The sequence below is a fragment of the Lysobacter sp. yr284 genome (assembly GCF_900107375.1).
Taxonomy (GTDB): Bacteria; Pseudomonadota; Gammaproteobacteria; order Xanthomonadales; family Xanthomonadaceae; genus Lysobacter.
Genome location: NZ_FNPT01000002.1, coordinates 17,379 through 43,480, shown reverse-complemented (window position 1 = coordinate 43,480; position 26,102 = coordinate 17,379). Strand labels below are relative to the sequence as shown.

At 70.7% G+C, this 26,102-nt stretch carries 25 protein-coding genes; 16 read left to right on the top strand and 9 right to left on the bottom strand.

Annotated elements, in window-relative coordinates:
- The first annotated feature begins 20 nt into the window (after nucleotides 1–20).
- A complete protein-coding gene (locus BLV01_RS05245) occupies nucleotides 21–962 on the top strand; it encodes a LysR family transcriptional regulator (RefSeq protein ID WP_091794904.1) in 942 nt (313 codons plus the stop codon).
- A 406-nt stretch (nucleotides 963–1,368) separates the two neighbouring features.
- On the opposite strand, the gene BLV01_RS05240 is transcribed toward BLV01_RS05245, so the two are convergent.
- The gene (locus tag BLV01_RS05240) at nucleotides 1,369–2,529 is read right to left on the bottom strand and encodes an AAA family ATPase (protein ID WP_091794902.1); all 1,161 of its coding nucleotides are present in this window, start codon (nucleotides 2,527–2,529) and stop codon (nucleotides 1,369–1,371) included.
- 314 nt (nucleotides 2,530–2,843) lie between these two features.
- Here BLV01_RS05240 and BLV01_RS05235 point away from each other — a divergent pair, with 314 nt between their 5' ends.
- From BLV01_RS05235 to BLV01_RS05220, 4 genes are all read left to right on the top strand, one after another.
- Entirely contained in the window at nucleotides 2,844–3,809 is a 966-nt protein-coding gene (locus BLV01_RS05235; RefSeq protein WP_091794899.1) for a CsgG/HfaB family protein, read from the top strand.
- 255 nt (nucleotides 3,810–4,064) lie between these two features.
- Nucleotides 4,065–4,415 (top strand): VOC family protein, encoded by a 351-nt coding sequence (locus tag BLV01_RS05230; protein ID WP_091794896.1) that lies wholly within the window; start codon nucleotides 4,065–4,067, stop codon nucleotides 4,413–4,415.
- A gap of 71 nt (nucleotides 4,416–4,486) precedes the next feature.
- Nucleotides 4,487–4,717 (top strand): hypothetical protein, encoded by a 231-nt coding sequence (locus tag BLV01_RS05225; RefSeq protein WP_139178505.1) that lies wholly within the window; start codon nucleotides 4,487–4,489, stop codon nucleotides 4,715–4,717.
- 16 nt (nucleotides 4,718–4,733) lie between these two features.
- The gene (locus tag BLV01_RS05220) at nucleotides 4,734–5,192 is read left to right on the top strand and encodes a hypothetical protein (RefSeq protein ID WP_091794890.1); all 459 of its coding nucleotides are present in this window, start codon (nucleotides 4,734–4,736) and stop codon (nucleotides 5,190–5,192) included.
- A gap of 181 nt (nucleotides 5,193–5,373) precedes the next feature.
- Here the strand turns inward: BLV01_RS05220 and BLV01_RS05215 are convergent, their stop codons facing one another.
- The gene (locus BLV01_RS05215; protein ID WP_091794888.1) at nucleotides 5,374–6,813 is read right to left on the bottom strand and encodes an MATE family efflux transporter; all 1,440 of its coding nucleotides are present in this window, start codon (nucleotides 6,811–6,813) and stop codon (nucleotides 5,374–5,376) included.
- Nucleotides 6,814–7,128: 315 nt separating this feature from the next.
- Between BLV01_RS05215 and BLV01_RS05210 the strand changes: the two genes are divergently transcribed.
- Nucleotides 7,129–7,572, top strand: a complete 444-nt coding sequence (locus BLV01_RS05210) for an SRPBCC family protein (RefSeq protein WP_091794885.1) — start codon at nucleotides 7,129–7,131, stop codon at nucleotides 7,570–7,572.
- 512 nt (nucleotides 7,573–8,084) lie between these two features.
- Here the strand turns inward: BLV01_RS05210 and hutU are convergent.
- Nucleotides 8,085–9,755, bottom strand: a complete 1,671-nt coding sequence (gene hutU, locus BLV01_RS05205; protein WP_091794882.1) for a urocanate hydratase — start codon at nucleotides 9,753–9,755, stop codon at nucleotides 8,085–8,087.
- Between the two features lie 145 nt (nucleotides 9,756–9,900).
- Here hutU and BLV01_RS05200 point away from each other — a divergent pair, with 145 nt between their 5' ends.
- Nucleotides 9,901–10,482 carry a TetR/AcrR family transcriptional regulator gene (locus tag BLV01_RS05200; protein WP_091794879.1) on the top strand — a complete coding sequence of 194 codons (582 nt, stop codon included), beginning with the start codon at nucleotides 9,901–9,903 and terminating at the stop codon, nucleotides 10,480–10,482.
- A 190-nt stretch (nucleotides 10,483–10,672) separates the two neighbouring features.
- On the opposite strand, the gene BLV01_RS05195 is transcribed toward BLV01_RS05200, so the two are convergent.
- Both BLV01_RS05195 and BLV01_RS05190 read right to left on the bottom strand, forming a co-directional pair.
- On the bottom strand, nucleotides 10,673–10,990 hold the full coding sequence (locus BLV01_RS05195) for a hypothetical protein (protein WP_091794876.1): 318 nt from the start codon (nucleotides 10,988–10,990) through the stop codon (nucleotides 10,673–10,675).
- A 94-nt stretch (nucleotides 10,991–11,084) separates the two neighbouring features.
- Entirely contained in the window at nucleotides 11,085–11,636 is a 552-nt protein-coding gene (locus tag BLV01_RS05190) for a YybH family protein (protein ID WP_091794873.1), read from the bottom strand.
- A gap of 197 nt (nucleotides 11,637–11,833) precedes the next feature.
- On the opposite strand from BLV01_RS05190, the gene BLV01_RS05185 reads away from it, so the two are divergent.
- The 3 genes from BLV01_RS05185 to BLV01_RS05175 all read left to right on the top strand — a co-directional run bounded on the left by BLV01_RS05185 (nucleotide 11,834) and on the right by BLV01_RS05175 (nucleotide 16,081).
- Nucleotides 11,834–13,099, top strand: a complete 1,266-nt coding sequence (locus BLV01_RS05185) for an alkaline phosphatase family protein (RefSeq protein WP_091795853.1) — start codon at nucleotides 11,834–11,836, stop codon at nucleotides 13,097–13,099.
- 862 nt (nucleotides 13,100–13,961) lie between these two features.
- Complete coding sequence (locus tag BLV01_RS05180) at nucleotides 13,962–15,542, top strand: DNA-3-methyladenine glycosylase 2 (protein WP_091794870.1); 1,581 nt, start codon at nucleotides 13,962–13,964, stop codon at nucleotides 15,540–15,542.
- Nucleotides 15,539–16,081 carry a methylated-DNA--[protein]-cysteine S-methyltransferase gene (locus tag BLV01_RS05175; RefSeq protein WP_091794866.1) on the top strand — a complete coding sequence of 181 codons (543 nt, stop codon included), beginning with the start codon at nucleotides 15,539–15,541 and terminating at the stop codon, nucleotides 16,079–16,081. Before BLV01_RS05180 ends, BLV01_RS05175 begins: the two co-directional genes overlap by 4 nt.
- A 121-nt stretch (nucleotides 16,082–16,202) precedes the next feature.
- Here the strand turns inward: BLV01_RS05175 and BLV01_RS05170 are convergent, their stop codons facing one another.
- Nucleotides 16,203–17,489, bottom strand: coding sequence for a formimidoylglutamate deiminase (locus BLV01_RS05170; protein ID WP_254782519.1), 1,287 nt, complete (start codon nucleotides 17,487–17,489; stop codon nucleotides 16,203–16,205).
- Between the two features lie 142 nt (nucleotides 17,490–17,631).
- Here BLV01_RS05170 and hutI point away from each other — a divergent pair, with 142 nt between their 5' ends.
- From hutI to BLV01_RS05155, 3 genes are all read left to right on the top strand, one after another.
- Nucleotides 17,632–18,873 (top strand): imidazolonepropionase, encoded by a 1,242-nt coding sequence (hutI, locus tag BLV01_RS05165; protein WP_091794860.1) that lies wholly within the window; start codon nucleotides 17,632–17,634, stop codon nucleotides 18,871–18,873.
- 219 nt (nucleotides 18,874–19,092) lie between these two features.
- Complete coding sequence (locus tag BLV01_RS05160) at nucleotides 19,093–20,298, top strand: dipeptidase (protein ID WP_091794858.1); 1,206 nt, start codon at nucleotides 19,093–19,095, stop codon at nucleotides 20,296–20,298.
- Nucleotides 20,295–21,200 carry a DUF6348 family protein gene (locus BLV01_RS05155; protein ID WP_139178503.1) on the top strand — a complete coding sequence of 302 codons (906 nt, stop codon included), beginning with the start codon at nucleotides 20,295–20,297 and terminating at the stop codon, nucleotides 21,198–21,200. The genes BLV01_RS05160 and BLV01_RS05155 overlap by 4 nt, the downstream gene beginning before the upstream one ends.
- Before the next feature lie 209 nt (nucleotides 21,201–21,409).
- On the opposite strand, the gene BLV01_RS05150 is transcribed toward BLV01_RS05155, so the two are convergent.
- The 3 genes from BLV01_RS05150 to BLV01_RS05140 all read right to left on the bottom strand — a co-directional run bounded on the left by BLV01_RS05150 (nucleotide 21,410) and on the right by BLV01_RS05140 (nucleotide 23,128).
- A complete protein-coding gene (locus tag BLV01_RS05150) occupies nucleotides 21,410–22,063 on the bottom strand; it encodes an outer membrane beta-barrel protein (RefSeq protein WP_091794852.1) in 654 nt (217 codons plus the stop codon).
- 248 nt (nucleotides 22,064–22,311) lie between these two features.
- Nucleotides 22,312–22,497 carry a 30S ribosomal protein THX gene (locus tag BLV01_RS05145; protein WP_057946712.1) on the bottom strand — a complete coding sequence of 62 codons (186 nt, stop codon included), beginning with the start codon at nucleotides 22,495–22,497 and terminating at the stop codon, nucleotides 22,312–22,314.
- Nucleotides 22,498–22,720: 223 nt separating this feature from the next.
- Nucleotides 22,721–23,128, bottom strand: a complete 408-nt coding sequence (locus BLV01_RS05140) for a MerC domain-containing protein (RefSeq protein WP_168356422.1) — start codon at nucleotides 23,126–23,128, stop codon at nucleotides 22,721–22,723.
- 94 nt (nucleotides 23,129–23,222) lie between these two features.
- On the opposite strand from BLV01_RS05140, the gene BLV01_RS05135 reads away from it, so the two are divergent.
- The 3 genes from BLV01_RS05135 to BLV01_RS26115 all read left to right on the top strand — a co-directional run bounded on the left by BLV01_RS05135 (nucleotide 23,223) and on the right by BLV01_RS26115 (nucleotide 26,099).
- Nucleotides 23,223–25,241 (top strand): TonB-dependent receptor, encoded by a 2,019-nt coding sequence (locus BLV01_RS05135; protein WP_091794846.1) that lies wholly within the window; start codon nucleotides 23,223–23,225, stop codon nucleotides 25,239–25,241.
- Between the two features lie 292 nt (nucleotides 25,242–25,533).
- Nucleotides 25,534–25,929, top strand: a complete 396-nt coding sequence (locus BLV01_RS05130) for a MarR family winged helix-turn-helix transcriptional regulator (protein ID WP_254782518.1) — start codon at nucleotides 25,534–25,536, stop codon at nucleotides 25,927–25,929.
- Complete coding sequence (locus BLV01_RS26115; protein WP_175485785.1) at nucleotides 25,926–26,099, top strand: hypothetical protein; 174 nt, start codon at nucleotides 25,926–25,928, stop codon at nucleotides 26,097–26,099. The genes BLV01_RS05130 and BLV01_RS26115 overlap by 4 nt, the downstream gene beginning before the upstream one ends.
- Nucleotides 26,100–26,102: the final 3 nt, after the last annotated feature.

Below are 26,102 nucleotides of genomic sequence, written 5' to 3'. Positions count from 1 at the left end.
GCCCCGTAGGAACCAATCCCATGGCCGTCAACGACCGCCTGCTCGGCATCGTCGCCTTCGTCCAGTCCGCCGAGGCCGGCAGCTTCGCCGTCGCCGCCGAGCGCCTGGGGGTGACCCGCTCGGCCATCGGCAAGCGCATCGCCCGGCTCGAACAGCAGCTCGGCGTGCGCCTGTTCCACCGCAGCACCCGCCGCCAGAGCCTGAGCGAAGACGGCCAGGCCTACTACGAGCGTTGCGTCAAGGCGCTGGCCGAACTCGACGCCGCCGAGGCCGCGCTCGACAGCGGCCGGCGCGAACCCAGCGGGCGGCTGCGAATCAGCGCGCCGGTGATGTTCGGCCGCCACTGCGTGGCGCCGGTGGTGCTGGAACTGTCGCGGCGCCATCCCAAGCTCGAGATCGACCTGTCGTTCAACGACCGCATGGTCGACCTGGTCGAGGAAGGCTACGACCTGGGCATCCGCGTCGGCCGCCTGCGCGACAGCGCCACCCTCGCCGCGCGCCTGTTGACCCAGGAGCACCTGGGCATCTGCGCCGCGCCGGCGTACCTGGCCAAGCGCGGGCTGCCGCGCGAGATCGACGACTTCGCCGGCCACGACGCGGTGATCTACGGCCGCCACGGCCAGCTCGTTCCCTGGCGCCTGCGCGACGGCGACGACGAAGTGCGCGAGCCGCAGGTCAACGCACGCCTGCGCTTCGACGACCTGCAGGCCATCGCCGACGCCGCCATCGCCGGCGCCGGCCTGGCGCAGCTGCCGTGCTGGCTGCTGAGCCGCTACCTGCGCAGCGGCGAGCTGCAAATGGTGATGCACGCCGACCGCGTGGTCGGCAGCCGGATCAGCGCGGTGTGGCCGCACACCCACTACCTGCCGCTGCGCACGCGCGCGGCGATCGACCTGCTGGTGGAACGCATCCCGGCGATGGTCGGGACGAATTTCGGCAAGCCGTTGGCGGCGGTGGCGTGAGTCGTCGCGATTGCGCGGCCGTTGTCTGGCGGTGAGTTGCGTCGCAGGCGCGGTGTCGCGGTCGCAGCTTGCGCAGCGCCTACCGCCGGACTTCCAGCAACGACATGGCGACGGGCTTGCCCTGTAGGAGCGGCGCGAGCCGCGACCGCGTTGCGGCGGCTTGCGTCGCAGGCGCGGTGTCGAGGTCGCAGCTTGCGCAGCGCCTACCGCCGGACTTCCAGCAACGACATGGCTACGGGCTTGCCCTGTAGGAGCGGCGCGAGCCGCGACCGCGTTGCGGCAGCTTGCGTCGCAGCTGCAGTGTCGCGGTCGCAGCTTGCGCAGCTCCTACAGTCGGACTTCCAACAGCGACGCGGCTGCAGAGCCGCGACGGCGCCTTCGCGATGGCGACGCCCCCAACTCCCCCTCACCGCTCCGGCCAATACCACGCCGGCGCGTCGAGCAGGCCCTGCCCTTCCACCTCGGTCTGCCCGAAGGGTTTGTGCAGGCGGATCGCGTTGCAGCCGTCCTCGTCCTCCAGCGCCGCGACCAGCCGGGTCGCGTGCGAGACCACCCACACCTGGCTGCGCCGGGAGGCGCGCGCGATCAACCGGCCCAGCGCCGGCAGCAGGTCCGGATGCAGGCTGGTCTCGGGTTCGTTGAGCACCATCAGCGGCGGCGGCCGCGGGGTGTGCAGGGCGGCGATCCACAGCAGGTAGCGCAAGGTGCCGTCGGACAGCTCCGCCGCCGACAGCGGCCGCAGCAGGCCGGGTTGCTCGAGTTCGAGCACGAAACGCCCGCCGTCGCCGGCCACGCGCACGCGCGCGCCGGGGAAGGCGTCGTCGACCGCCTCGGCCAGCGCGCGCGCATCGCCGATCTCGACGATGGTCTGCCACGCCGCGGCCAGGTCGCGGCCGTCGTGGCTGAGCACCGGGGTCATCGTGCCCAGCTGCGGCTGCCGCGCCGGCGCCTGCGCGTCGCTGCGGAAATGGTCGTAGAAGCGCCAGCCGCGGATGGCCTCGCGCAGGCTCAGCACCTCCGGCGCCGCGCGCGGGTCGGACAACTGCGCGAACAGGCTCTCGAACGGGCTCAGGTGCTCGGCGGCGACGCGCCAGCCGCGGCCCTCGCGCACCCGCGCCAGGCCGCCGCGGCGGTCGACCAGCAAGTTGGAGCTGCGCAAGAACGGACCGCTCCAGATCGCCTCGCGCTTGATCTGCGGGTCCATCCCGAACAGGGTCCTGGACGGGATCGGCAGGCCCAGGTCGATGGCGTAGCCGTAGTCCTCGCCGGCGAACCCCAGCCGCAGCGCCACCGGCGCCTGGCGCTGGGTGCCCTGCACCGGCGCCTCGCCGCGCTTCATCCGCGCCGAGACCGTCTCCGGCCCGGCCCACAGCGCCGACGGCAGGCCGCCCTCGCGCGCCAGCGCCGGCACCACCCCGCCCTGCGCGGTTTCCGCCAGCAGCCGCAGGGCGCGGTAGAGGTTGGACTTGCCACAGCCGTTGGCGCCGGTGACCACGTTGAGCCGGCCCAGGCCCAGCTCGAGTTTGTGCAGCGAGCGGTAGTGGGCGATCGCCAGGGTCTGCAGCATGCGCGTGCTCGGGGAAGTCGAAAACGCCGGACAGGATGCCGCCCGCGCGTCGCAACGGCTGCGCCGACGGCCGGCCGGCGTCCGCTCCAGACACAGAACGGACGTCCTTTTTATGCAATAGATCACGTTATCATGCACTGGTGAGTCGTCGTGCAGGCCGGGGTTCGCCCGGCCTGCCTGCGTCTGGGGACCCTCTGCCGACCTCCCGCTGCCCCTGCAGCGTGGCCGGGGGAACGACGCCCGGGCTCCGTCAGTCGCCGCGCCCGCAACGGTCGCGGCGGGTCAAACAGGATGCAGTTTTAAGGAACGAAACGATGAAGACCGCTAATCGGGGAATCCAGGCCATGGCCTGCGTGGTGGGCCTGGGCGTGGCGCTGGTCGCCGCGCCGGGTTGGGCGCAGCGCAAGAGCGCGCAGGACCAGCGCGCCGAAAAGATGAACGAGATTCCGACCTGCTCGAAGAACCTCGGCGCGATCTCGGTGATCGAGCCGGAAGACGCGACCAACTGGTGGACCGGCCAGCAGCTGCCTGCGCCGAGCAAGCTGATCAAGGTGTTCGTGCAGAAGTCGCGCTGCTTCACCCTGGTCGACCGCGGCGCCGGCATGGACATGGCGATGCGCGAACGCGACCTCGCCGCCAGCGGCCAGCTGCGCAACAAGTCCAACGTCGGCAAGGGCCAGATCCGCGCCGCCGACTACGTGCTGGTGCCGGACCTGATCTCGAAGAACTCCAACGCCGGCGGCAACGCCGTGGGCGGGCTGATCGGCGGGCTGATCGGCGGCCGCGCCGGCGCGGTGGCCGGCAACCTCAACTTCAACAAGAAGACCGCCGACGTGGTGCTGACCGTCACCGACGTGCGCTCCTCCGAGCAGGTCGCCATGTCCGAGGGCAGCGCCAAGAAGACCGACATCGGCTTCGGCGCCAGCGGCTCGCTGTTCGGCAGCAGCGGCCTGGGCGGGGCCGGCGTGTCGGGCTACGCCAACACCGAGATCGGCCAGGTCATCACCATGGCCTACCTGCAGGCCTACACCAACCTGGTCGCCGAACTCGGCGGCCTGTCCGGCAACGCCTCGGCGTCGAACGCGCAGCAGGCGGTCACCGTGATCAAGTCCGCGCGCCTGTTCGCCAACGCCAACGGCAGCGGCAAGGTGGTGCGCCCGCTCGATCCGGGCATGATGCTCTACCCCACCGGCAACAAGCAGGGCGCGATGTGGGAAGTCGAGGACGAACTCGGCAACAAGGGCTGGGTGACCTCGCTGGCGCTGGAACTGTCGAAGTAAGCGCCGCGGCGTCCGCTCAGCGCGCGAAGGCCGCCGGGCGACCGGCGGCCTTTTTCGTGGGCGAAGGTTGTCCGCGCGGCGCGGCCGCATCCGGTTAGCGCATGCGCGGCCCGCGCGCTTGCCGCGGGCGGGGCTTTCCAGCACGCTGCGGCTGCGCGCTGCGATCGCGACCGCGAGCGGATGCCGACTCGCCGCCGCAACGCCAGCCAAGCCGGCAAGCCGCGCCCCCATTCCCCAACCCCGATGCCCGCCCCCATGACCACGACCGACCGCAACCTGCGCCTGGACTACCTCGAATTCAACGTCGCCGACATCGCCGCGTCCAAGGCCTTCTACGGCGCCGCGTTCGGCTGGCGCTTCACCGACTACGGCCCGGATTACTGCGAGTTCGACGACGGCCGCATGAAGGGCGGCTTCAGCACCCACGCCGCGCCGCGCCCCGGCGGCGCGCTGGTGGTGATCTACGCCGACGACCTCGCCGACGCGCGCGGCAAGGTCGAAGCCGCCGGCGGCGCGATCGTCGCCGAACACGAGTTTCCCGGCGGCCGTCGCTTCCACTTCACCGATCCGGACGGCTACGAACTGGCGGTGTGGACCGAGGCCTGAGGCTGCAGCCGGCCTGGCCCGGCCGCCGCGCGCCGCCGCAGCCGGGCTGCAACGCCTACGGAGCGAAACGCATGGCCCTGGACGCATTGGCCGAAGTCGCCGGCGCCGCGCTGCGGCTGTTCGGCCGCATCGTATTCGAAGTGGTGGTGGAGTGGCTGATCTATGGCATCGGCCGGCTGGTGTTGTGGCCGTTCTACCGGCGCAAGCCGCCCGGCGACAGCGCCTGCCTGCTCGCGGGCGTCGGTTTCTGGCTGCTGGTACTGTTCCTTGTCGCCCTGAGCAAGACCGGGCTCAGCGCCTGAATCTTCGGAGCCGCGCATGGCCTACGAACCGATCCACATGACCTGGGACTACTGGGACGGCCCGCGCACCGGCATCGCCGATTGCGAGGGGCGCCCGCATTACTTCTCCTGCCTGTTCGATCCGCAACAGGAGGAATACCGCGACCTGTTCGCGGTCACCCCGATCGATGCCGAAACCTGGGACTGGGCGCAGCAGCACTGGGCGATCTGGCAACGCTGGGAGGCCGAGGTCAACGCCGGGCGGCTGACGCCGCAGAGCCATCCCAAGTACGGCCAGTTCGACCCGCGCTACACCGAACTGGAAGCGCTGATCGACGGCGGCCTCGACCGCCTGCGCGGCCGGACGGTGCGCCGGCGCGGCGCGCTGCGCAAGCGCGCGGTCGAGGGCGAGCTGTTTCCGGGGCAGTGGAACCGCTACGAAATCGAATGGTCGCAGCCGCTGGCCGGCGACGGGCTCGACGGGGGCGCGAAATGAATTGCCGCTGCGATGCTGCGACTGCTGCGACTGCTGCGACCTGAGCGAAAAGCGTCGGGCCTGAAGGCCCTCCCACCAGGCGGTTGCCCGGCAGTGGTGGGAGGGCCTTCAGCCCCGACGCTTTCGTTTCCGGTCACCGCGATCGCAACCAAAGGCATCGGGACCGAAGCCCCCGGCACGCTCACACCTTCGCCAGCTTCCACTTGCCGCGGGTGAACAGCCACAGGGTGAAGGCGCCGACGGAGGTCTCCGACACGAACACCGCCCAGAACACGCCCAGTTCCTTCCAGCCCAGGTGGATCGCCAGCCAGTACGACAGCGGGATCTGGATCAGCCAGAAGAACACCACGTTGATCTTGGTCGGGGTGATCGTGTCGCCGGCGCCGTTGAAGGCCTGCACCGTGACCATCCACCAGCCGTAGATGAAGAACGAGTACGACAGGATCCGCAGCCATTCGGCGCCGACCTTGACCACCTCGGCATCGGCGCTGAAGATCCCGACCAGCTGCTGCGGGAAGGCGAAGAACAGCACCGACACCAGCACCAGGTAGCCCATGTTGTACCAGCCGATCTGCCACACCGCGGCCTCGGCGCGGTCGGCGTGGCCGGCGCCGAGGTTCTGCCCGACCAGGGTCGCGGCGGCGTTGGACATGCCCCAGGCCGGCATCATCGTGAACATCATCACCCGGATGGCGATGGTCGCGCCGGCCACCGCCTCGCTGCCGATGGTGGCCAGGATGCGCATCAGGAAGATCCACGCGGTCATCGCCACGATCATCTGGCCGATGCCGCCGAGCGAGGTGCGCACGATGCTCCACAGCATCGTGCCGTGCCAGACCAGTTGCGCCGCGGTCACCCGGATGTGCTTGCCGCCGCGGAACAGCACCCACAGCTGGTACGCCACGCCGCAGCCGCGGCCGATGCAGGTGGCGATCGCCGCGCCCTCGATGCCCCACGCCGGGAACGGCCCCGGGCCGAAGATCAGCAGCGGGCACAGCACGATGTTGAGGCCGTTGGACAGCCACAGCACCCTCATCGAAATCGCCGCGTCGCCGGCGCCGCGGAAGATCGCGTTGATCACGAACAACAGCACGATCACCACGTTGGCGCCGAGCATCCACTGGGTGTAGCGGTAGCCGTGCTCGATGCTCCAGGCATCGGCGCCCATCAGCCGCAACAGGTCCTGGGCGTAGAAGATGCCGGCCAGCGCCGGCGGCACCGACACCAGCAGCGCGATCAGGATCGCCTGCACCGCGGTCGCCGCGGCTTCTTCGCGCTTGCCTTCGCCGATGCGCCGCGCCACCACCGCGGTGACCGCCATCGCCAGCCCCATCGCCACCGCATACAGCAGGAACAGGTAGCTCTCGGTCAGCCCGACCGTGGCCACCGCCGAGGGGCCGAGCTTGGAGACGAAGAAGATGTCGACCACGGCGAAGGTCGATTCCAGCACCAGCTCCAGCACCATCGGCACGGCCAGCAGGAACACCGCGCGGCGCAGCGGGATCTTGGTGTAGTCGGCGTCGGTGCCGCGGACCGCGTCGCGCAGTTCGCGCCACAGCGATTGCGGCGGATGGGCGTCGGCGGCGTGGGGCGGATCGGCCGCCGGGGAGTCGTGGGTCATCGCAAGCTCCGTGCTGGATCGCACCGACGGATGATAGGGCCCGATGCCCGGCCCGCCAGTGACAACAGTACGACGATGCGCGGGCGGCGCGATCGACACGGCCGTGCGGATCGCGACGCAGGCGCTGGCGCCGCCCGCCCCGGCCGGGCTACAAGGGCGGGGCTACGAACGTGCGTACCGAACCCGGCCGCCCCGCCCGCACGCCCCGCCTCGGCCGCGCGGCGAAAAAGCCGCGGCGGCCGTGTCGATCCGCGCCGCGCCCGTTCGTCGCATCAGTGAGGACCCCGCCTCGCCACATCATTTCGGAGAACCACCATGCCCGGCACCGTTCGCCTGCTCCGCGTCTTCACCTGCCCGCCCGAGCGCGTCTACCGCGCCTTCCTCGACCCCGCCGCCCTGTGCAAGTGGCTGCCGCCGGACGGCTTCACCTGCACCGTGCACGAACTCGAAGCGCGCGTCGGCGGCCGCTACCGGATGAGCTTCACCAACTTCAGCACCGGCAACGGCCACAGCTTCGGCGGCACCTACCTGGAGCTGGTCCCGAACCAGCGCATCGTCCACGACGACCGCTTCGACGACCCCAACCTGCCCGGCACCATGGTCACCACCATCACCTTCCGCGCCGTCTCGTGCGGGACCGAGGTGGAAGTGGTGCAGGAAGGGATTCCCGAGGTGATTCCGGTCGAGCAGTGCCACCTGGGCTGGCAGGAGTCGCTGACCCTGCTGGAACGGTTGGTGGAGCCGACGATTCCGGGGTGAGCGGGATTCGCCGCAGGCGAAAGCGAAGCGCCGCCCCATGACGAGGCCGCCGTCCCGATTGCGACTGTAGGAGCTGCGCAAGCTGCGACCGCGACAACGCAGCTACGACGAAAGCTCCGCCGCGACCGGTCACCCCGCGGTCGCGGCTCGCGCCGCTCCTACAGGAAGCGCCCGAACCTCGTCGTGCCCGGAAACAAAACGGCGGCCCCATGACGAGGCCGCCGTCCGAAGTCCGACTGTAGGAGCTGCGCAAGCTGCGACCGCGACACCGCGACTACGCCGCGACCGGTCACCCCGCGGTCGCGGCTCGCGCCGCTCCTACAGGAAGGGTCCGAACCTTGTTTTTGCCTGGAAACAAACGGGCGGCCCCATGACGAGGCCGCCGTCCGAAGTCCGACTGTAGGAGCTGCGCAAGCTGCGACCGCGACACCGCGACTACGGCGCAAGTCCCGCCGCAAGCGGACGCCCCGCGGTCGCGACTCGCGTCGCTCCTACAGGGAGCTACCGACGCCTCACAGCATCGGCAGCTTCAACCCCTGCTCCTTCGCGCACTGCTGCGCGATCTCATAACCCGCATCGGCATGCCGCATCACGCCGGTGCCGGGATCGTTCCACAGCACCCGGGCGATGCGCTTGTCGGCTTCCTCGCTGCCGTCGCAGACGATTACCACGCCGGAGTGCTGCGAATAGCCCATGCCGACGCCGCCGCCGTGGTGCAACGACACCCAGGTCGCGCCGCCGGCGACGTTGAGCATGGCGTTGAGCAACGGCCAGTCGCTGACCGCGTCGCTGCCGTCCTTCATCGCCTCGGTCTCGCGGTTGGGCGAGGCCACCGAGCCGCTGTCGAGGTGGTCGCGGCCGATCACCACCGGCGCCTTCAGCTCGCCGTTGCGCACCATCTCGTTGAACGCCAGGCCGAGCTTGTGGCGCAGGCCCAGGCCGACCCAGCAGATCCGCGCCGGCAGGCCCTGGAAGCTGATGCGTTCGCGCGCCATGTCCAGCCAGCGGTGCAGGTGCGCGTCGTCGGCGATCAGTTCCTTGACCTTGGCGTCGGTCTTGTAGATGTCTTCCGGATCGCCGCTGAGCGCGACCCAGCGGAACGGGCCGACCCCGCGACAGAACAGCGGGCGCACGTAGGCCGGGACGAAGCCGGGGAAATCGAACGCGTTCTTGAGGCCTTCGTCGAACGCCATCTGGCGGATGTTGTTGCCGTAGTCGACGGTCGGGATGCCCTGCGCGTGGAACGCCAGCATCGCCTCGACGTGCACGCGCATCGACTTCTTGGCCGCGTCGCGCACGCCGTCCGGGTTGGTCTTCTGCTCGTCCAGCCAGCGCTCCACGCTCCAGCCGATCGGCAGGTAGCCGTGCACCGGATCGTGCGCCGAGGTCTGGTCGGTCACGCAGTCCGGACGCACGCCGCGCTTGACCAATTCCGGCAGGATCTCGCCCGCGTTGCCCAACAGCGCCACCGACTTGGCTTCGCCGGCCGCCGTGTACTTGGCGATGCGCGCCAGCGCGTCGTCGAGGTCGCTGGCCTGTTCGTCGACGTAGCGCGTGCGCAAACGCATGTCGATGCTGCTCTGCTTGCATTCGATGTTCAGCGAACACGCACCGGCCAGCGACGCCGCCAGCGGCTGCGCGCCGCCCATGCCGCCCAGGCCGGCGGTCAGGATCCACTTGCCGGCGAGGTCGCCGCCGTAATGCTGGCGCCCCATCTCGACGAAGGTTTCGTAGGTGCCCTGGACGATGCCCTGCGAGCCGATGTAGATCCAGCTGCCGGCGGTCATCTGCCCGTACATCATCAAGCCCTTCTTATCGAGCTCGTTGAAGTGCTCCCAGGTGGCCCAGTGCGGCACCAGGTTGGAATTGGCCAGCAACACCCGCGGCGCGTCGGCGTGGGTCGGGAACACGCCGACCGGCTTGCCCGACTGGATCAGCAGGGTTTCGTCGTCGCCGAGTTCGCGCAGCGATTTCAGGATCGCGTCATAGCAGTCCCAGTCGCGCGCGGCGCGGCCGATGCCGCCGTAGACCACCAGCTCGGCCGGGTTCTCGGCCACGTCCGGGTCCAGGTTGTTCTGGATCATCCGGTAGGCGGCTTCGCTGAGCCAGGACTTGCAGGTCTTGTCGCTGCCGCGCGGGGCGCGGACGACGCGGGAGGGGTCTTTGCGGTTCGCTGCGGACATGGCGTTTTCCGTGGTGCGAGTGAGACGGAAATTATCGCGCCGGGGTTCCGCCGGCCACCAGCGCCGGCGGCCCGCGCGCAGCGCCGACAGGGCGTCGCGGCGCACGAAACTGTCTTGCCGGGGCCGAAATGTTTACGCTGTACACATGAATCCGCCCGCCACCGCCGAGCGCATCGTCCAGGCCGCGCGCGCCCTGCTCGCCCGCGGCGGCGCGCAGGCGGTCAGCATGCGCCGGATCGGCGAGGCGATCGGGCTGACCCCGATGGCGATCTACCGCCACTTCCCCAACCGCGAAGCGCTGCTGCAGCGGGTCGCCGACGACAGCTTCGACGAGATCGCCCACCACTGGACCGCGCGCAAGCACGGCGGCGACGTGATCGCGCGGCTGCGCGCGACCCAGCGCATCTACCTCGACTACGCCTTGGCCTGGCCGCACCTGTTCGACCACGCCTTCTCGCTGCGGCGCGAACGCGCGCGGCGTTATCCCGAAGACTTCCGCGCGCGCCGCTCGCCGACCTTGAACGTGGTCGCCGACGTGGTGCTTGAAGCGCAGCAGGCCGGCCGGCTCAAGCCCGGCGACGCCTGGGACATCGCCATGACCCTGTGGGCGCACACCCACGGCCTGATCGCGCTGTACCGCGCCGGCCGCTTCAGCTACGACGAACGCCAGTTCCGCGAGTTCTACGAAGCCTCGCTCGGCCGCCTGCTCGACGGCCTGGTCGCCTGAGCGCGGCCGCGCGAGGCGCTTCGATCGCCATGCTCCGCGCGCCTGCCCCTGCGATTTTGTGGGAGGGACTTCAGTCCCGACGCTGTGCGCTCCGATCGCCCGTCCCCACAAAAAAGCGCCCGGCATCAAGCCGGGCGCGAGGACGGCGCGAGCATCGGCCCGCGCCGGAAGCGATGAACCGGCTGCGCGCTCAGCGCAGCCGCGGGTCCAGACTGCGCAGCGCCTGGCCGACATCGGCCTGGCCGGTGCGCTCCAGTTCCTTGCGGTCGTAGCTGCGGCCATGACCCGCGCAGTCGCGCTTGCCGCGCACGGGCACGCGCGAGCCGGGGTGCTTGAGGCAGGTGGGATTCGCGGCGCTCGCCGCAGCGTCGGCATCCGCCTTCGCCCCGGCGTCCGCCTGCACGGCATCGGCGCGAACCTGCGCCCCGGTCGGGGCCGGCGTCTGCGCCGCGGCGCCGCCGGCGCCGAGCGACGCCGCGAGCACGGCGATCCAAAGGACATTGCGCATGGAACACCTCCAGGGGAAGCGACGACGGGCGCAGCCACGATACGCCCGCGCCGCCGTCATGGCCGCCATCGCGGACGCGGCGTTTAGGCCCACGTCAGCGTCGCGGGCAGTCCTCGCGGCGGCCGCGTTCGAACGCCATCGCCTCGGCCTCGGTGGCCGGCCGCGGGGCGATGCCGTCGTCGAACAGGACCCGCCACACGCCGTCGGCGTCGCGGTGCCAGACCGATTGGTATTGGCCGATCAGATAGCGCGGCTGCGCGCCCGGATCGATGCGCTGGTACAGCGCCGGCCCGCTCGACCAGGCCACGTCGCCGACGCCGCCGACGGTGACCCGCTGCGGGTACCAGCGCAGGCGCAGTTCCTTGCCGGCGATCAGCTCGGCCCACTGCGCGAGGATGGCCTCGCGCCCGCGCGTGGGCTGCGCCCGGCCGGCGCCGAACGCGGCCTGCGGATGCACGAACGCGGCGAACGCGGCGGCATCGTGCTCGGCCAGCGAACGGGCGAAGCCGAGTTCGCGCGCCCACACCGCGCATTCGTCCGCGCTCAGCTGCGGCTGCGGCGCGGCGGCAGGCGGCGGCTCCTGCGCGAGCGCGGGCAGGCAGGACACCGCCAGGCAGGCGGCAACGACGGCAACGGCACGGCGCATGGCGGAGCTCCCGCGGGACGTGCGGCCACTATCGGCGCGGCCGCGCCCGACCGCCAGCGACTGAAGTCATGTCCGCCCGCGCCGCGCCGGTTTTCTTCGCATCGACGGCCGCCGTGCCGACCTTGGCGGCCCGCCGCGCGGCGGTCGCCGGCGACCGCCGACACCGGGCCGACACGCACCGCCGCTATCATCCCGCGATGCCTTCGATCGCCCCCGCGGCTCGCGCCGCCCTGCTCGCCGTCTTCGTTTCCCTCGCCGCCTGCGCCGCGCCCGCGCCGCGCGATCCGGCGCCGGCCGACACCCCGCTGCTGCTGATCTCCATCGACAGCTTCCGCGCCAGTTACCTCGACCTCGGCCTGACCCCGAACCTGCAGCGCATCGCCGACCAGGGCGTGCGCGCGCAATGGATCAATCCCTCGTACCCGACCCAGACCTTCCCCAACCACTACACCCTGGTCACCGGCCTGCGCCCGGACCACCACGGCGTGATCCACAACATGATGCGCGACCCGGACCTGGGCCGGTTCCGGGTGAACGACCCCAACGCGATCGGCGAGGCGCGCTGGTGGAACGGCGGCGAGCCGATCTGGATCGGCGCGCAGAACGCAGGCCTGCGCGGCGCCACCATGCTCTGGCCCGGCGGCGAAGCGCCGAACCACGGCCAGCGCGCGAGCCGTTGGCATGCGTACGACCCCAAGGTCACCGAGATGGCGCGCATCGAGCAGGTGCTGGACTGGCTCGGCGAGCCGGCCTCCACCCGCCCGCACGTCACCGCGCTGTACTTCGATTCGCTCGACAAGCAAAGCCACGACTACGGCCCGAACTCGGCGCAGGCGCGCGCGGCGATGCAGCGCATCGACGCCGCGCTCGGCCGTCTCATCGACACCCTGGCGGCGCGCGGCGAACTCGACCGGGTCAACCTGATCGTGGTCTCCGACCATGGCATGGCCGAAGTCGCGCCGGAGCACCGCATCGCGGTCGAAGACATGGTCAGCGTGCAAGAGGCGGTGGTGACCTCGACCGGGCAATCCATCGGCATCGCGCCGAACAAGGGTTTCGAGGCGCAAGTGGAGCGGCGCCTGCTCGGCAAGCACGATCACTACCAATGCTGGCGCAAGGGCGAGCTGCCGGCGCGCTGGCACTACGGCACCCATCCGCGCATCCCGCCGATCGTCTGCCAGATGCAGGAAGGCTGGGACGCGATCGAACGCGACGTGCTGGCCAAGGCCCGTCCCGGCCAGACCCGCGGCTCGCACGGCTACGACCCGGCGCTGCCGTCGATGCGCGCGATCTTCATCGCCCGCGGCCCGGCGTTCCGCGAAGGCGCGACGATTCCCGCGTTCGACAACGTCGATGTGTATCCGTTGCTGGCGCGCTTGCTCGGCATCGCGCCGGCGAAGAACGACGGCGACATCGCGCCGCTGCTGCCGGCGCTGAAGGCCGACGCGGCGCAGGAAAAGTAACAACTGCAACTGTTGCCGCAGCGATGCGGCGCCATGTGCGGCGCTTGCAGGCCGCGGCATGTGCCGGGCTTGCGATTTTCCCGATTGGCTTGGCGCTTTGGGCGCTGACGTTTGTCATCGGATTCGGATTCAGTGACGTCGTCGCTGCTTTTTTCGCGCGCATCGGCGCTAGTTTGGCCGCGGGCAACCCAGGGACCTCCCCGCCCCGCAGCAAGACCCGGCCCGGCATGTCCCCCGACTGCCGGGCCGCTTGTTTTTCGCGGCTTGGCGGCTGGGGTGGCCGGCGACGGATCTTCGTGATTCCGATGAAAGCCCGAACCCACAAGGGTTTACTGTTGGTTCTGCGGTTATCGCTGCGACGAGTGACGACGAGCCACGATCAAGGGCTTCCGTCCGCAAGCGGCCGGGTCACTTTCTTTGTCCAAAGCCACAAAGAAAGTAACCAAAGAAAAGGCATTGCTGTTTCGAATCAAGAGCCACTATGGCTCACAGCGGCGCGGGGCCGCGCCATAAGGGGCATCCTGCCCCATGGCGCGCGTGCGCATCCATGCGCACGCCCTCCGGGGCTGCGGAACGTGTCCTTCGCATGGGGTTACGTCCGAGCGAACAGCCACGGCAACGGCAATAGCTTGTGGATTCCGGCTTTCGCCGTAATGACGGCGATGGAGCTGCGTATCCGACTGTAGGAGCGGCGCAAGCCGCGACCGCGCCAGGGCAACTACGCCGAAAACAACGATCCGCAGCAAACCGCCCACTGCGCGCCGCAGGCGTATCGCCGCCCCTGAATCGGCCTCTCCCCGCCGCCAACGTCCATGTCCGAATCCGGCCAGTTCCGGCCCTTGCCCGGTGCTAGTCTGCGCGCATGGACGCCCCCGTCATCCCCGCGCCGGCCGCCTCGCTGCCGCCCGCGCATGTCTGCGAACAAGCCCGCACCAGCCGCGATCCGCGCTTCGACGGCCTGTTCTTCGTCGCCGTCACCAGCACCGGCATCTATTGCCGGCCGGTGTGTCCGGCGCCGACGGCCAAGAGCGCCAACGTCAAGTACTTCGGCCACGCCGCCGCGTGCGAGGCCGCCGGCTTCCGCCCGTGCCTGCGTTGCCGGCCGGAACTGTCGCCGGCCGAGGGCGCGTGGCGGCGCGGCGATGCGGTGGTCGCGCGCGCGCTCAAGCTCATCGACGAAGGCGCGCTCGCCGAACAGCCGCTGTCGGCGCTGGCCGAACGCGTCGGCCTCGGCGAGCGGCAACTGCGCCGCTTGTTCGTCGAGCGCCTGGGCGCGCCGCCGATCGGCGTGCACGGCACCCGCCGGCTGCTGTTCGCCAAGCAGTTGCTGACCGAAACCCACCTGCCGATCACCGAAGTCGCGCACGCCGCCGGTTTCGGCAGCCTGCGCCGCTTCAACGCCGCGTTCCTCGAGGCCTACCGGATGGCGCCGCGCGACCTGCGCCGGCATCCGAACGAACCGCCCGCAGGCCAGGCCGACGGCGACGCGCTGGTGCTGCGGCTGGGCTACCGCCCGCCCTACGACCTGGGCGCGATGCTCGATTTCCTGCGCGGGCGCGCCTTGCCCGGGGTCGAGCACGTCGACGAACACCGCTACACCCGCGCGATCGGCCCGGCCGACGCGCCCGGCTGGCTGCGGGTCAGCGCGTGGCCGGCGGACAAGCGCGAGCGCCAGCACGCGCTGAAGCTGGAATTGCACGGCGCCGCGCCGTCGCGATTGCTGGAGATCACCAACCGCCTGCGCCGCATGTTCGACCTCGACGCCGATCCCAACGCGATCGGCGCGGCGCTGTCGGTGGACCCGCGCCTGCGCGCGCTGGTGCAAAAACGCCCCGGCCTGCGCCTGCCCAGCGGTTGGGACGGCTTCGAGATCGCGGTGCGCGCGATCCTCGGCCAGCAGGTCAGCGTCGCCGCCGCGCGCACGCTGGCCGCGCGCGTGGCCCAGCGCTTCGGCCACGCCCTGCCGCAGCCGTTCGGACCTGGCCTGACCCACCTGTTCCCGACCCCGACCGACCTGGCCGATGCCGATCTCGCCCCGCTCGGCCTGACCCGCGCCCGCGCCGACACCGTGCGCACCGTCGCCCGCGCCCTGCTCGACGGCCGCGTCGATTTCCGCGCCGAACGCACCCTCGACGATTTCGTCGCGCGCTGGGTCGCCCTGCCCGGCATCGGCCCGTGGACCGCGCACTACATCGCCATGCGCGCGCTCGGCCACCCCGATGCGTTCCCCGCCGACGACCTGGTGCTGCAGAAAGCCCTGCCCGAGGACGGCGTGCGCCTGAGCGCGAAAGCGCTCGGCGCGCGCGCCGAAGCGTGGCGGCCGTGGCGCGCCTACGGGGTGATCCACACCTGGCGCGACAGCATGCCGGCGCCGGTGCCGCTGAAGCCGGCCGCCCGCGCCGCGTCCGCGCCCCCGCTCAAGAAAGCCAGGCGCGCCGCATGAGTTCGCCGATCCGCCTCAAGCGCGGCGAGGTGCGCTACCAGCACATCGACAGCCCGGTCGGCCGCTTGCTGCTGGCCAGCGGCGAAGACGGCCTGCGCCTGATCGAATTCGAAGAACCCTGGCATCCGGCGGCGATGGACGAAAGCTGGTGCGAGGGCGACGACGCCGTGCTGGCCGCGGCCCGCCGCCAGCTCGCCGAATACTTCGCCGGCGCGCGCCGCGATTTCGAACTGCCGCTGGCCCCGCACGGCACTGCGTTCCAGATGCAGTGCTGGCGTGCGCTGGCGCTGATTCCGTACGGCGCGACCTGGAGCTACGGGCAGATGGCGCGGCATCTCGGCCAACCCACCGCGACGCGCGCGGTCGGCGCGGCCAACGGTCGCAACCCGCTGCCGATCGTGCTGCCCTGTCACCGGGTGATCGGCTCGGACGGCAGCCTGACCGGCTTCGGCGGCGGGCTGCCGGTGAAGAAGCACCTGCTGATGCTGGAAGGCGCATTGCAGGAAGCGCCGCACTCCGCCGACCTGTTCGGCGGTTGAGAACCCCCCTGTAGGAGCGGCGCAAGCCGCGACCGCGACAACACGATTACCGCGAAAGTTACGACGCAGCTGCATTGTCCCGGTCGCGGCCCGCGCCGCCCCTACAGGTAGACCGCCGGCTTCAATCGGCCAACAGCGCGCGCAAGGTCTCGCCATAGCGCCGCGCGATCGCATCGCGGTCGCGATGCCGCCCGTCGGCCACGACCCGCTCGCCGCCGACGAACACATCGCGCACCAGATTGCGGTTGCCGCTGAACAACCAGCGGTCCACGTAGTCGGCATCGGTCGCGCCGGCGAACGCGGGGGCGTCGCGGTCCAGCCGCAAGGTGTCGCCGGCCAGCGCCGCGGCGTCGAAGCCGGTGGAACGCTGCGCGCTCGCGGCCACGCCGCGCAACAAGGTCTCGCCGACGCTGTCGGACGCATCGGCGCCGACGCTCACCGCGATGTTGCGTCGCCGGGCGATCAGGCGCTGCCCGTATTCGAGCCAGCGCAGCTCCTCCACCGGCGACACCGAGATGTGCGAATCCGACCCCACGCCCCAGTAACCGCCGGCCTCCAGGTAATCGCGCAGCGGGAACAGGCCGTCGCCGAGGTTGGCCTCGGTGGTGGTGCAAATGGCCACGGTGGCGCCGCTGCGCGCGGTGTCGCGCACTTCGTTCTGGTCCAGATGGGTGGCGTGCACCAGCGTCCAGCGCTCGTCCACCGAGGCGTTGTCGAGCAGCCAGCGCACCGGCCGCGCGCCGCGCACGGCCACGCAGTCCTCGACCTCGGCGACCTGCTCGGCGATGTGCACGTGCACGCGGCTGTCGGCCGGCAGCGCCGCCAACACCTCGCGCATCGGCGCCGGCGGCACCGCGCGCAGGCTGTGCAGGCAGCAGCCCACGCGCAGCCGTGCGTTCTGCTGCGCGCGCAGGGTGTCGAGCAGCCGCAGGTAGCCATCAACCTGATGACCGAAGCGGCGCTGGCGCTCGCCCAGCGGGCGCTCGTCGAAGCCGCCGGTCATGTACAGCACCGGCAGCAGGGTCATGCGGATGCCGGTATCGCGCGCCGCGGCGATCAGCGCGCGCGACATCGCCGCCGGGTCGGCGTACGGCCGGCCGTCGGGCGCGTGGTGCAGATAATGGAATTCGCAGACGCTGGTGTAGCCGGCTTCGAGCATCTCGGCGTAAAGCTGCGCGGCCACGGCATACAACGCCTCGGGGGTGAAGCGGGCGGCGAAGCGGTACATGGTTTCGCGCCAGGTCCAGAAGCTGTCGGCCGGGTCGGTCTGGCGCTCGGCCATGCCCGCCATCGCGCGCTGGAACGCGTGCGAATGCAGATTGGCGATGCCCGGCACGATGCGTTCGGCGGACGCGTCGCCGCGCCAGCCTTGCGGGGTCCACACGGAATTCGGAGTGTCGGCGTTCATGCCGGCCATTCTCGCCCGCGCGGCGGCCGAGGAAAACCGCCGCCGCGCGGTTTTGCCGAAGCCGGCGGCCCGCGGCGCCCGCAGCGGCACGATGCGCCGGCGTACACAACCGTACGCGGCCGCAGCCTCTAGAATCGCCGGCATGACGTCCTCATCGCCTTCCCCCGACCGCCCGCCCTACGACGGCCTGATCCTGGGCGCCTCGCTCGCCGCCCTCGACGGCGCCGCCGGCTACGGCGAGATCGCCGACGCCGCCCTGGCCTGGCGCGACGGCCGCATCGCCTGGCTCGGCCCGCGCGCGCAGCTGCCCGCGGCGCCGCAGGCCCTGGCCGCCGAGGTGATCCAGGCCCAGGGCTGGATCACGCCCGGGCTGATCGATTGCCACACCCACCTGGTCTTCGCCGGCGACCGCGCGCGCGAATTCGAACTGCGCCTGCAGGGCGCCAGCTACGAGGAGATCGCCCGCGCCGGCGGCGGCATCGTCTCCAGCGTGCGCGCGGTGCGCGAGGCCGACGAGGACGAACTGCTGCGCCAGTCGCTGCCGCGCGCGCGCGCGCTGATCGCCGACGGCGCCACCACGTTGGAGATCAAGTCCGGCTATGGCCTGGACTTCGACAACGAACGCAAGATGCTGCGGGTCGCGCGGCGCCTGGGCGAGCAGCTCGGGGTGCGCGTGCGCACCACGTATCTCGCCGCGCACGCGTTGCCGCCGGAGTACCAGGGCCGCGCCGATGAATACATCGACGCCGCCTGCGCCTGGTTGCCGCGGCTGCACGCCGAAGGCCTGGTCGACGCGGTCGACGCCTTCTGCGAGGGCATCGGCTTCAGCCCGGCCCAGACCACGCGCATGTTCCAAGCCGCGCGCGCGCTCGGCCTGCCGGTCAAGCTGCACGCCGACCAGCTCAGCGACCTCGGCGGCGGCGCGCTGGCCGCGGCCTTCGACGGGCTCTCGGCCGACCACGTCGAGCACACCTCGCTGGAGAGCGTGCGCGCGATGGCCGCGCACGGCACGGTCGCGGTCCTGCTGCCGGGCGCGTTCCACGTCCTGCGCGAAACCAAGCTGCCGCCGCTGGACGCGTTCCGCGAGCACGGTGTGGCGATGGCGGTGGCCACCGACTGCAATCCCGGGACCTCGCCGCTGCTGTCGCTGCGCCAGGCGATGCAGCTGTCGTGCACGCATTTCCGGCTGACTCCGGAAGAGGCGCTGCGCGGGGCGACGGTGCACGCGGCCAAGGCGCTCGGCCTGGACGAGACCGGCGCGCTCAAGCTCGGCGCCAGCGCGGACTTCGTGCTGTGGGACATCCGTCATCCGGCCGAGCTGTGCTACTGGCTCGGCGGACGCCTGGCGCAGCGCGTGTTCTGCGAAGGTCGCCAGATCGCCTGAAGGTCCGTATCCCCCTTGTGGGAGCGGCGCGAGCCGCGACCGCGACAACGCAACCGCGCCGCAACCTTCGTCGTAATAGCGTTGTCGCGGTCGCGGCTCGCGCCGCTCCTACATAAAGCGGGCTGCCCTTCGCTGCACCGCCACAAACGGCACCGCGCCGCTGTTGTACGCTGGCCCTCCCGCGCGCCCCGATGCGCGCCGCGCCTACCCGGAGGACCCGTGCGGATCGCCGCTCTCGCTCTAGCCCTTGCTCTCGCGCCGCTCGCGGCGCACGCCGACCAGCCCCTCAGCGCCGGCCAGCGCTTCGCCCAGGACGCAATCATCGTCGACACCCACATCGACGCGCCGACCGGGCTGCTGCGCCACTGGGCCGATCTCGGGCTGGACACGCCCAAGGTCGAGTTCGACTACCCACGCGCGCGCCAGGGCGGGCTCGATATCGCCTTCATGTCGATCTACACCTCGCCCGGCGAGGACGCCGCCGGCACCGCCGCCCAGACCGCGCACACCCAGATCGACGCGGTCGAGGCGATGGTCGGGCGCCGCCCGGAGCAGTTCGCGGTGCTGCGCTCGCCCAAGGACTTCGAACGCTTGAACGCGCACAACCAGCGCGTGCTGCTGGCGCTGGGCATGGAGAACGGCGCGCCGATCGGCGACGACCTGTCCCGGCTCAAGCTGTTCTTCGACCGCGGCGTGCGCTACATCACCCTCGCCCACAGCGAGGACAACCGCATCAGCGATTCCTCCTACAGCCGCAAGCGCACCTGGAAAGGCCTGAGCCCGTTCGGCGAGAAAGTCGTCGACGAGATGAACCGGCTCGGCATCATGGTCGACGTCTCGCACCTGTCCGACGACGCGGTGCGCGACGTGCTCGCGCGCAGCAAGGCGCCGGTGATCGCCAGCCACTCGGGCCTGCGCCACTTCACCCCCGGCTTCGAGCGCAACCTCAGCGACGAGCTGGCCAAGGCGGTCGCGGCCAAGGGCGGCGTGGTCCAGGTGGTGTTCGGCAACGCCTTCGTCGACCCGGCCTCGGCCGCCGACACCCAGGCCTATTTCGTCGCCAGCGCCAAGTTCGAGGAAGCGCAGGCCGCGGCGCGCAAGCGCGGCGAAACGCCGAAGTCGAGCGAGGCCTTCGACAAGCAATGGGAGGCCGCGCATCCGCCGCGCACGGTCAAGATCGACGCGGTGCTCGACCAGATCGACTACGCGGTGAAGCTGCTCGGCGCCGATCACGTCGGCATCGGCTCGGACTTCGACGGCGTCAGCGGCGCGTTGCCCGAAGGGCTCAAGTCGGTCGCCGACTATCCCAACCTGATCGAAGGCATGAAGGCGCGCGGGCATTCCGAGGAGACCATCCGCAAGGTGCTCGGCGGCAACCTGCTGCGGGTGTGGGGCGAGGTCGAGGCCAAGGCGGTGCGTTCGTGAGCGCATCCGCGGCCGGTCCCGAGTTCGGCTTGCTCGAAGCCAACCCCGGCGGCTCGCCGGCCGGCCACCTGCGTTTCGAGGACGAACGCGGCGAGACCTACCTGGAGCCGTTCGACCTGGTCGAAACCCTCGCCGCGGTCCTCGGCGAGCACGGCCAGCACGCGCACGCCTACGACAACGGCTGGATCGAGATCGGCGACGACGGCCTGTTCGCGTTCCCGCAACTGGTGGACTTCACCGAACTCGACGGCGGCACCATCCGCACCGCCAGCACCGTCCAGTGCAACCACCCGCGGCTGTTCCCGCAGGGCCTGTTCGAATACCAGCACGCCACCGGCGAAACCTTCGACGACTCGGTCAAGCGCGGCTTCGAACAATGGGCGCGTACCGATCTGCTCGCGCTGCTCGACGCGGCGCGCGCCGAGCCGGAGGCGTGCATGACCATGCGCATGGAGTTCGGCGGCGAAGACGGCGCGCCGCGGCGCGCGCGGCGGATCGTGTTCGGCCCGGTCGCGAGTTTCGGCCGCGCGCAGCAGGCCGCGGCGGACGCGGCGCGCGACGGCGGCGGCGCGGCCGCGCGCAACGCCGACGGCGAGGAAACCGACGCCTGCGCGGCGGGCGAAGACGGCCAGGCCCACGGCTTCTGCCCGTGCTGCCTGTTGACCAACTCGCTGGACGCGTTCCGCCCGCTGCTCGAAGACCAGGGCCTGTTCGCCCTGCGCCTGTTCGCCTCGCGCGACCACCAGGACGGCGAATGCCAGGCCGATTGCCGGGTCAACGGCGAGGACTGGCCGCAAGGCCTGGACGGCCTGCGCGACTACGCCGCGCGCTGGCCGAGCGCGCCGGGGCAGACGATCGAATTCCGCAAGCAGTACGTGATCGTGCAGGACGCGCCGGAGTGAGCTGCCGGCGCCGATGCGGGAGGGACTTCAGTCCCGACGCGTTCGGCTCAGGCCGCCTTGAAACTTCATCGCGGCCGATCGAAAGGCGTCGGGCCTGCTGATGGCCCTCCCACAAGGGCGTCCCGCCATCGCGCAGGTTCCAGAAAAAACGAAGCCCGGCGCGAGCCGGGCTTCGTCGTTGCTGCGCTGCCGACAGCGCGCTGCGCGGATCAGAAGCTCCAGCGCACGCCCAGGCGGTACTGCTTCTGGTCGCTGCCCATCTCGGCTTCGCCGACGATGCCCCAGCTGTCGTTGAACTTGATCAGGCCGCCAAGCGTGCCGCTGAACTCCTTGTCGTACATATCGCCGTCGGTGACGTTGGCCTTGATCCAGCCTTCGAAGTTGCGCGCCAGGTTGCCGCGCAGGCCGAGCGAGGCGCGGTAGTCGTCGCCGCGGGCGGTGTCCTGGGTGATGTCGTCGCCCTTGGCCTTGAAGCGGGTGCGCAGGAAGCTGACTTCGCCGGTCCACTGGACCCGGTCGCTGAGCTGGTGGCCGTAGCCGACGCCGGCGTGGGCCTGCTGCGCGTCGATCTCGAATTCGCCGATCTTGCCGAAACCTTCGAAGTTGACCGCGATGCTGTCGTCCTTGCCCTTCTGGTAGCCGCCGAACACGTAGAACTTCTCGCCGACCGCGACCGAGCCGTTGATGAAGCCGCCGTTGGCCTTCATGTCGTCGACGGTGACCCCGGCCGGGGCCAGCACCGGCACTTCGGCCTGCTGATGGGCGAAGCCGGCTTCGACGTAGGTGTGGCTCAGCTTCTCGTAGGCGGCAGCGGAGGTGGAGGCGGCGGCCAGCACGAGGGCCAGCGCGAGTTGCTTCTTCATTAAAGTCCCCTTGGTCCTTGATTCGGTAAGCGTCCCGTTCCTCGGGATCGGCGCGAATCTTAATGAAAAAATCACAGACCGTCTCGAAATATTGAAGCCGGGCACGCAGCCTCTGCGATGCAAGTGACTTTTGTATGCAGCCGTCCGGCCCCTCAACGCGCGCGAACGCCGCCGGCCGCGCCAAAACAAAAGCCCCGCCGGAGCGGGGCTTCGTCGTCGCAGCGGCGGCCGTACGGCCGCGGCGCGGCTTACTCCTTGGTGGCTTTCTTGGCCACGACCTTCTTCGCCGGCGCCTTGGCGACGGCGGTCTTGGCGGTCTTCTTGGCGGCCGGCGCGGCGGCGCTGCCGGTGGCCTTGGTCACGGCCTTGCGGGCGTTGCCGTAGCTGGAGTTGTAGCGCTTGCCCTTGGCGGTCTTGCGGTCGCCCTTACCCATGGTCGTGCTCCTGTAATCGAGATGTACGGTGTTTCGAAATGATGGCTCGCGCAAGCCGCGAACGCCGCGGCCGGGGTCGCGATGCCCGGGATCCGCGCGAAAGGCTCGCGCGCGAGGCTGCGAAGCCTAGCACAAGCGCCTGGGACACGGGTTCGGCGGGCCTGCGGCGGCGCGCTGGGGAGGGTCGGCGAGGCTCGAAGCCGGGGTGCGGACGGCCCGGCGCTCAGTGGGCGCAGTGGGCGTCGTGGACGTGGCCGTGGTTGAGGCGCAGGTTGGCCAGATGGGCCAGGCCGACCAAGCCGCCGCCGATGGTCATGGCGATGGCGTGCGGCACCAGGGAATGGTGCAGCGGGGCGTACAGCACGCCGACCCACAGCAGGCCCAGGCCCGGCAGCAGCAGGCCCAGCGCGCGCAGCGCATGGTGGCGGCGATAGCCGGAGATGACACTGAAACAGCCCAGCGCGGTGGCGAAGATCACGAACGCCAGTTCGAAGCTGTCGCCGAACCACGCCGCCAGCCCCAGCGAGGGCAGCACCGCGATCAGCACCGGCAGGGCGGCGCAATGCACCGCGCAGGCCAGCGAGCCGAAGGCGCCGATCCGGTCGAGCAGGCCGCGAAGGAATGCCGTCATGAGCAGGGATGACTTATGGGATGGTTGTCAATCAAGTAGCGTTACTTTATAACATTTCAACCTCCCCCGCCAGTTCAGAATCGGCTCTTTCGATATGTCCAACCCCATCGTGGTCTCCCCGCTCGCCCGCCGCAGTGCGCTCGCACTGGCCTTGTCCCTTGTTTTGCCGTTCGGCCAGGCCGCGGCCCAGGACGCCGCCGGCTCCAGTCCCAGCGACACCCGCCACGACAAGGCTACCAGCCTGGACGCGGTGGTCGTGACCGCCAACCCGCTCAAGAGCAGCGCCGAGGACCTGGCCCAGCCGGTCGAGGTGCTGTCCGGCGAAAAGCTCGACGAGGCGCGCGGCAACACCCTCGGCGAAACCGTCGGCAAGCTGCCCGGCGTGCAGAGCTCCAACTTCGGCGCCGGCGTCGGCCGGCCGATCATCCGCGGCCTGGAAGGCGCGCGCGTGGCGGTCATGAGCGGCGGCCTGGCGACCCAGGACGTGTCCACCGTCAGCCAGGACCACAACGTCGCGATCGAGCCGTTCCTGGCCGACCAGATCGAAGTGCTCAAGGGCCCGGCCACCCTGCTCTACGGCAGCGGCGCGATCGGCGGCGTGGTCAACGTGGTCGACGGCCGCATCGCCGAGAAGCCGCTCGACGAAACCGTGTCCGGCCGCGCAGAGATCCGCCGCAGCAGCGTCGACGACGGCGTCACCGGCATGGCCCGCGTCGATGCCTCCGGCGCCGACGGCGCGCTGGTGCTGCACGCCGACGGCGTCTACCGCAACAAGGACGACTACGACACGCCGCTGGGCCGCCAGCGCAACAGCTTCGTCGACACCAAGACCGGCGCGCTCGGCGCGTCGCTGGTCGGCGACCTGGGCTTCCTGGGTTTCTCCGCCGCGCGCTACGAGGACAAGTACGGCAATCCGGGCGAACCGGGCGACGCCGAGGAAGGCGAATCGCCGGTGCACATCGACATGAAGCAGAACCGCTTCGAGCTCAAGGGCGGCATCAACCAGGAGTTCGGCATCTTCAGCGGCCTGCGCGCCAGCGTCGCCAACACCGAGTACGAGCACACCGAGTTCGAAGGCGCCGAAGTCGGCACGCGCTTCCTCAACGACGCCACCGAGGGCCGCTTCGAACTGACCCACAAGCCGCTGGCCGGCTGGACCGGCGCGATCGGCCTGCAGGGCTTCGACCGCAAGTTCCAGGCGATCGGCGAAGAGGCCTTCGTGCCGCGCACCAAGACCCGCGCCGGCGGCCTGTTCGTGACCGAACAGCGCGACTGGGATGCGCTCAAGCTCGAACTCGGCGCGCGCGTGGACAAGGTCAAGGTGACTCCGGACGGCGGCGACAAGCGCGATTTCACCCCGGTCAGCCTGTCGGCAGGCCTGCTGTGGAAGTTCAACGAAGCCTGGCGCCTGAGCGTCAACCTCGACCGCGCCGAGCGCGCGCCGGCCGAGGAAGAACTGTTCGCCCACGGCCTGCACGCGGCCACCGCCTCGTTCGAGATCGGCGACGCCAACCTGCGCAAGGAGCGCGCCGACCAGTTCGAAATCGGGCTGCATTACCACGGCTCGCTGTTCGAAGCGAAGGTCGCGGCGTACCAGACCCGCTTCGACGGCTTCATCTATCTGGTCGACACCGGCGAGGTCGAGGAAGACAACCCGGTGCGCCAGTGGAGCCAGGCCGACGCCAAGTTCACCGGCTTCGAGGGCGAGGCCATCGCCCACGTGTTCGACGGCGCCGCCGGCAAGTTCGACGTGCGCGTGTTCGGCGACACCGTGCGCGCCAAGCTCGACAGCGGCGGCAACCTGCCGCGCATCGCGCCGGGCCGCTTCGGCGGCGAACTGCGCTGGAACGCCGACAGCTGGCGCGCCTCGCTCGGCGCGACCCGCTACATGAAGCAGGACAAGGTGGCGGCGAACGAAACCCCGACCGACGGCTACACCCTGGTCGACGCGCACCTGGCCTACCACTGGGATGCCGGCAACCTCGGCTACGAGGTGTTCCTGGACGGCAACAACCTCACCGACCAGGTCGCGCGCGTGCACACCTCGTTCCTCAAGGACACCGTGGTGCTGCCCGGCCGCGGCGTCGACTTCGGCGTGCGGGTGTTCTTCTGAGCCCTGCCCTGCGTACGCGCGTCGCCGCGGCGCGCATCGCCCTGGCGCCGGTCGTCCGCGACCGCGCGCCACGCTCGCGCGCGCACAACCGGGGCGGCCCTGCGCGCTGACGCCGGGCCTCGCCCGGCTTCGGCGATCCCGCCTCCCGCGCCCCAGACGCCGGCCCCATGGCCGGCGTTTGCGGTCATGGCGGAATTAGGTGTATATACACTCAATGAATCGCCCGACCGCCCCCGCTTCGCCTCCAACCACCGCCCCTGCCGCGGTCCAGAGCGTCTGCACCTGTTTTCGCATGCGCAAGCTCTCGCGGCTGATGAGCCAGCGCTACGACCAGGCGCTGGCGCCGGCCGGGCTCAACCTCAACCAGTACTCGATCCTGCGCCGCACCGGCGGCCGCGGCCGGCCGCTGGGCGAGATCGCCCACGAGCTGGGCATGGACCGCAGCACGCTGAGCCGCGACCTCGAGCCGCTGGCGGCGGCGGGCTGGATCGAATCGGCGCCGGGCGAAGACGCGCGCCAGCGGCTGCTGCGGATCACCGCGGCCGGACGCGCGGCGGTCGAGCGGGCGATGCCGCTGTGGCGGCGGGCGCAGGACGAGATCGACCAGGGGCTCGGCGCGGACGGCATCGCCGCGCTGCATGCGCAACTGGATCGGGCGATCGCGCAGTTGCAGGGCGAAGCGCCATGAGCTTCGGTCCGCTGTTGTGGGAGGGCCTTGAGACCCGACGCTTTTCGATCAGAGCGGAGCCGAAAGCATCGGGCCTGAAGCCCTTCCCACAAAACCTGGATCGCTGCGCGCTGACCGAAAAACCTTGGGCCCGAAGGCCTTTCCTCAAAAGCTGGATCGCCGCGAACTGATCG

Bases quoted from the DNA above. Each gene is read 5' to 3' on its own strand.
- BLV01_RS05245 (WP_091794904.1), top strand. From the start codon at position 21: ATGGCCGTCAACGACCGCCTGCTCGGCATCGTCGCCTTCGTCCAGTCC.
- BLV01_RS05210 (WP_091794885.1), top strand. From the start codon at position 7,129: ATGCCCGGCACCGTTCGCCTGCTCCGCGTCTTCACCTGCCCGCCCGAG.
- BLV01_RS05235 (WP_091794899.1), top strand. From the start codon at position 2,844: ATGAAGACCGCTAATCGGGGAATCCAGGCCATGGCCTGCGTGGTGGGC.
- BLV01_RS26115 (WP_175485785.1), top strand. From the start codon at position 25,926: ATGAGCTTCGGTCCGCTGTTGTGGGAGGGCCTTGAGACCCGACGCTTT.
- BLV01_RS05185 (WP_091795853.1), top strand. From the start codon at position 11,834: ATGCCTTCGATCGCCCCCGCGGCTCGCGCCGCCCTGCTCGCCGTCTTC.
- BLV01_RS05240 (WP_091794902.1), bottom strand. From the start codon at position 2,529: ATGCTGCAGACCCTGGCGATCGCCCACTACCGCTCGCTGCACAAACTC.
- hutU (WP_091794882.1), bottom strand. From the start codon at position 9,755: ATGTCCGCAGCGAACCGCAAAGACCCCTCCCGCGTCGTCCGCGCCCCG.
- BLV01_RS05215 (WP_091794888.1), bottom strand. From the start codon at position 6,813: ATGACCCACGACTCCCCGGCGGCCGATCCGCCCCACGCCGCCGACGCC.
- BLV01_RS05135 (WP_091794846.1), top strand. From the start codon at position 23,223: ATGTCCAACCCCATCGTGGTCTCCCCGCTCGCCCGCCGCAGTGCGCTC.
- BLV01_RS05145 (WP_057946712.1), bottom strand. From the start codon at position 22,497: ATGGGTAAGGGCGACCGCAAGACCGCCAAGGGCAAGCGCTACAACTCC.
- hutI (WP_091794860.1), top strand. From the start codon at position 17,632: ATGACGTCCTCATCGCCTTCCCCCGACCGCCCGCCCTACGACGGCCTG.
- BLV01_RS05230 (WP_091794896.1), top strand. From the start codon at position 4,065: ATGACCACGACCGACCGCAACCTGCGCCTGGACTACCTCGAATTCAAC.
- BLV01_RS05195 (WP_091794876.1), bottom strand. From the start codon at position 10,990: ATGCGCAATGTCCTTTGGATCGCCGTGCTCGCGGCGTCGCTCGGCGCC.
- BLV01_RS05140 (WP_168356422.1), bottom strand. From the start codon at position 23,128: ATGACGGCATTCCTTCGCGGCCTGCTCGACCGGATCGGCGCCTTCGGC.
- BLV01_RS05170 (WP_254782519.1), bottom strand. From the start codon at position 17,489: ATGAACGCCGACACTCCGAATTCCGTGTGGACCCCGCAAGGCTGGCGC.
- BLV01_RS05200 (WP_091794879.1), top strand. From the start codon at position 9,901: ATGAATCCGCCCGCCACCGCCGAGCGCATCGTCCAGGCCGCGCGCGCC.
- BLV01_RS05180 (WP_091794870.1), top strand. From the start codon at position 13,962: ATGGACGCCCCCGTCATCCCCGCGCCGGCCGCCTCGCTGCCGCCCGCG.
- BLV01_RS05175 (WP_091794866.1), top strand. From the start codon at position 15,539: ATGAGTTCGCCGATCCGCCTCAAGCGCGGCGAGGTGCGCTACCAGCAC.
- BLV01_RS05130 (WP_254782518.1), top strand. From the start codon at position 25,534: ATGCGCAAGCTCTCGCGGCTGATGAGCCAGCGCTACGACCAGGCGCTG.
- BLV01_RS05190 (WP_091794873.1), bottom strand. From the start codon at position 11,636: ATGCGCCGTGCCGTTGCCGTCGTTGCCGCCTGCCTGGCGGTGTCCTGC.
- BLV01_RS05150 (WP_091794852.1), bottom strand. From the start codon at position 22,063: ATGAAGAAGCAACTCGCGCTGGCCCTCGTGCTGGCCGCCGCCTCCACC.
- BLV01_RS05225 (WP_139178505.1), top strand. From the start codon at position 4,487: ATGGCCCTGGACGCATTGGCCGAAGTCGCCGGCGCCGCGCTGCGGCTG.
- BLV01_RS05220 (WP_091794890.1), top strand. From the start codon at position 4,734: ATGGCCTACGAACCGATCCACATGACCTGGGACTACTGGGACGGCCCG.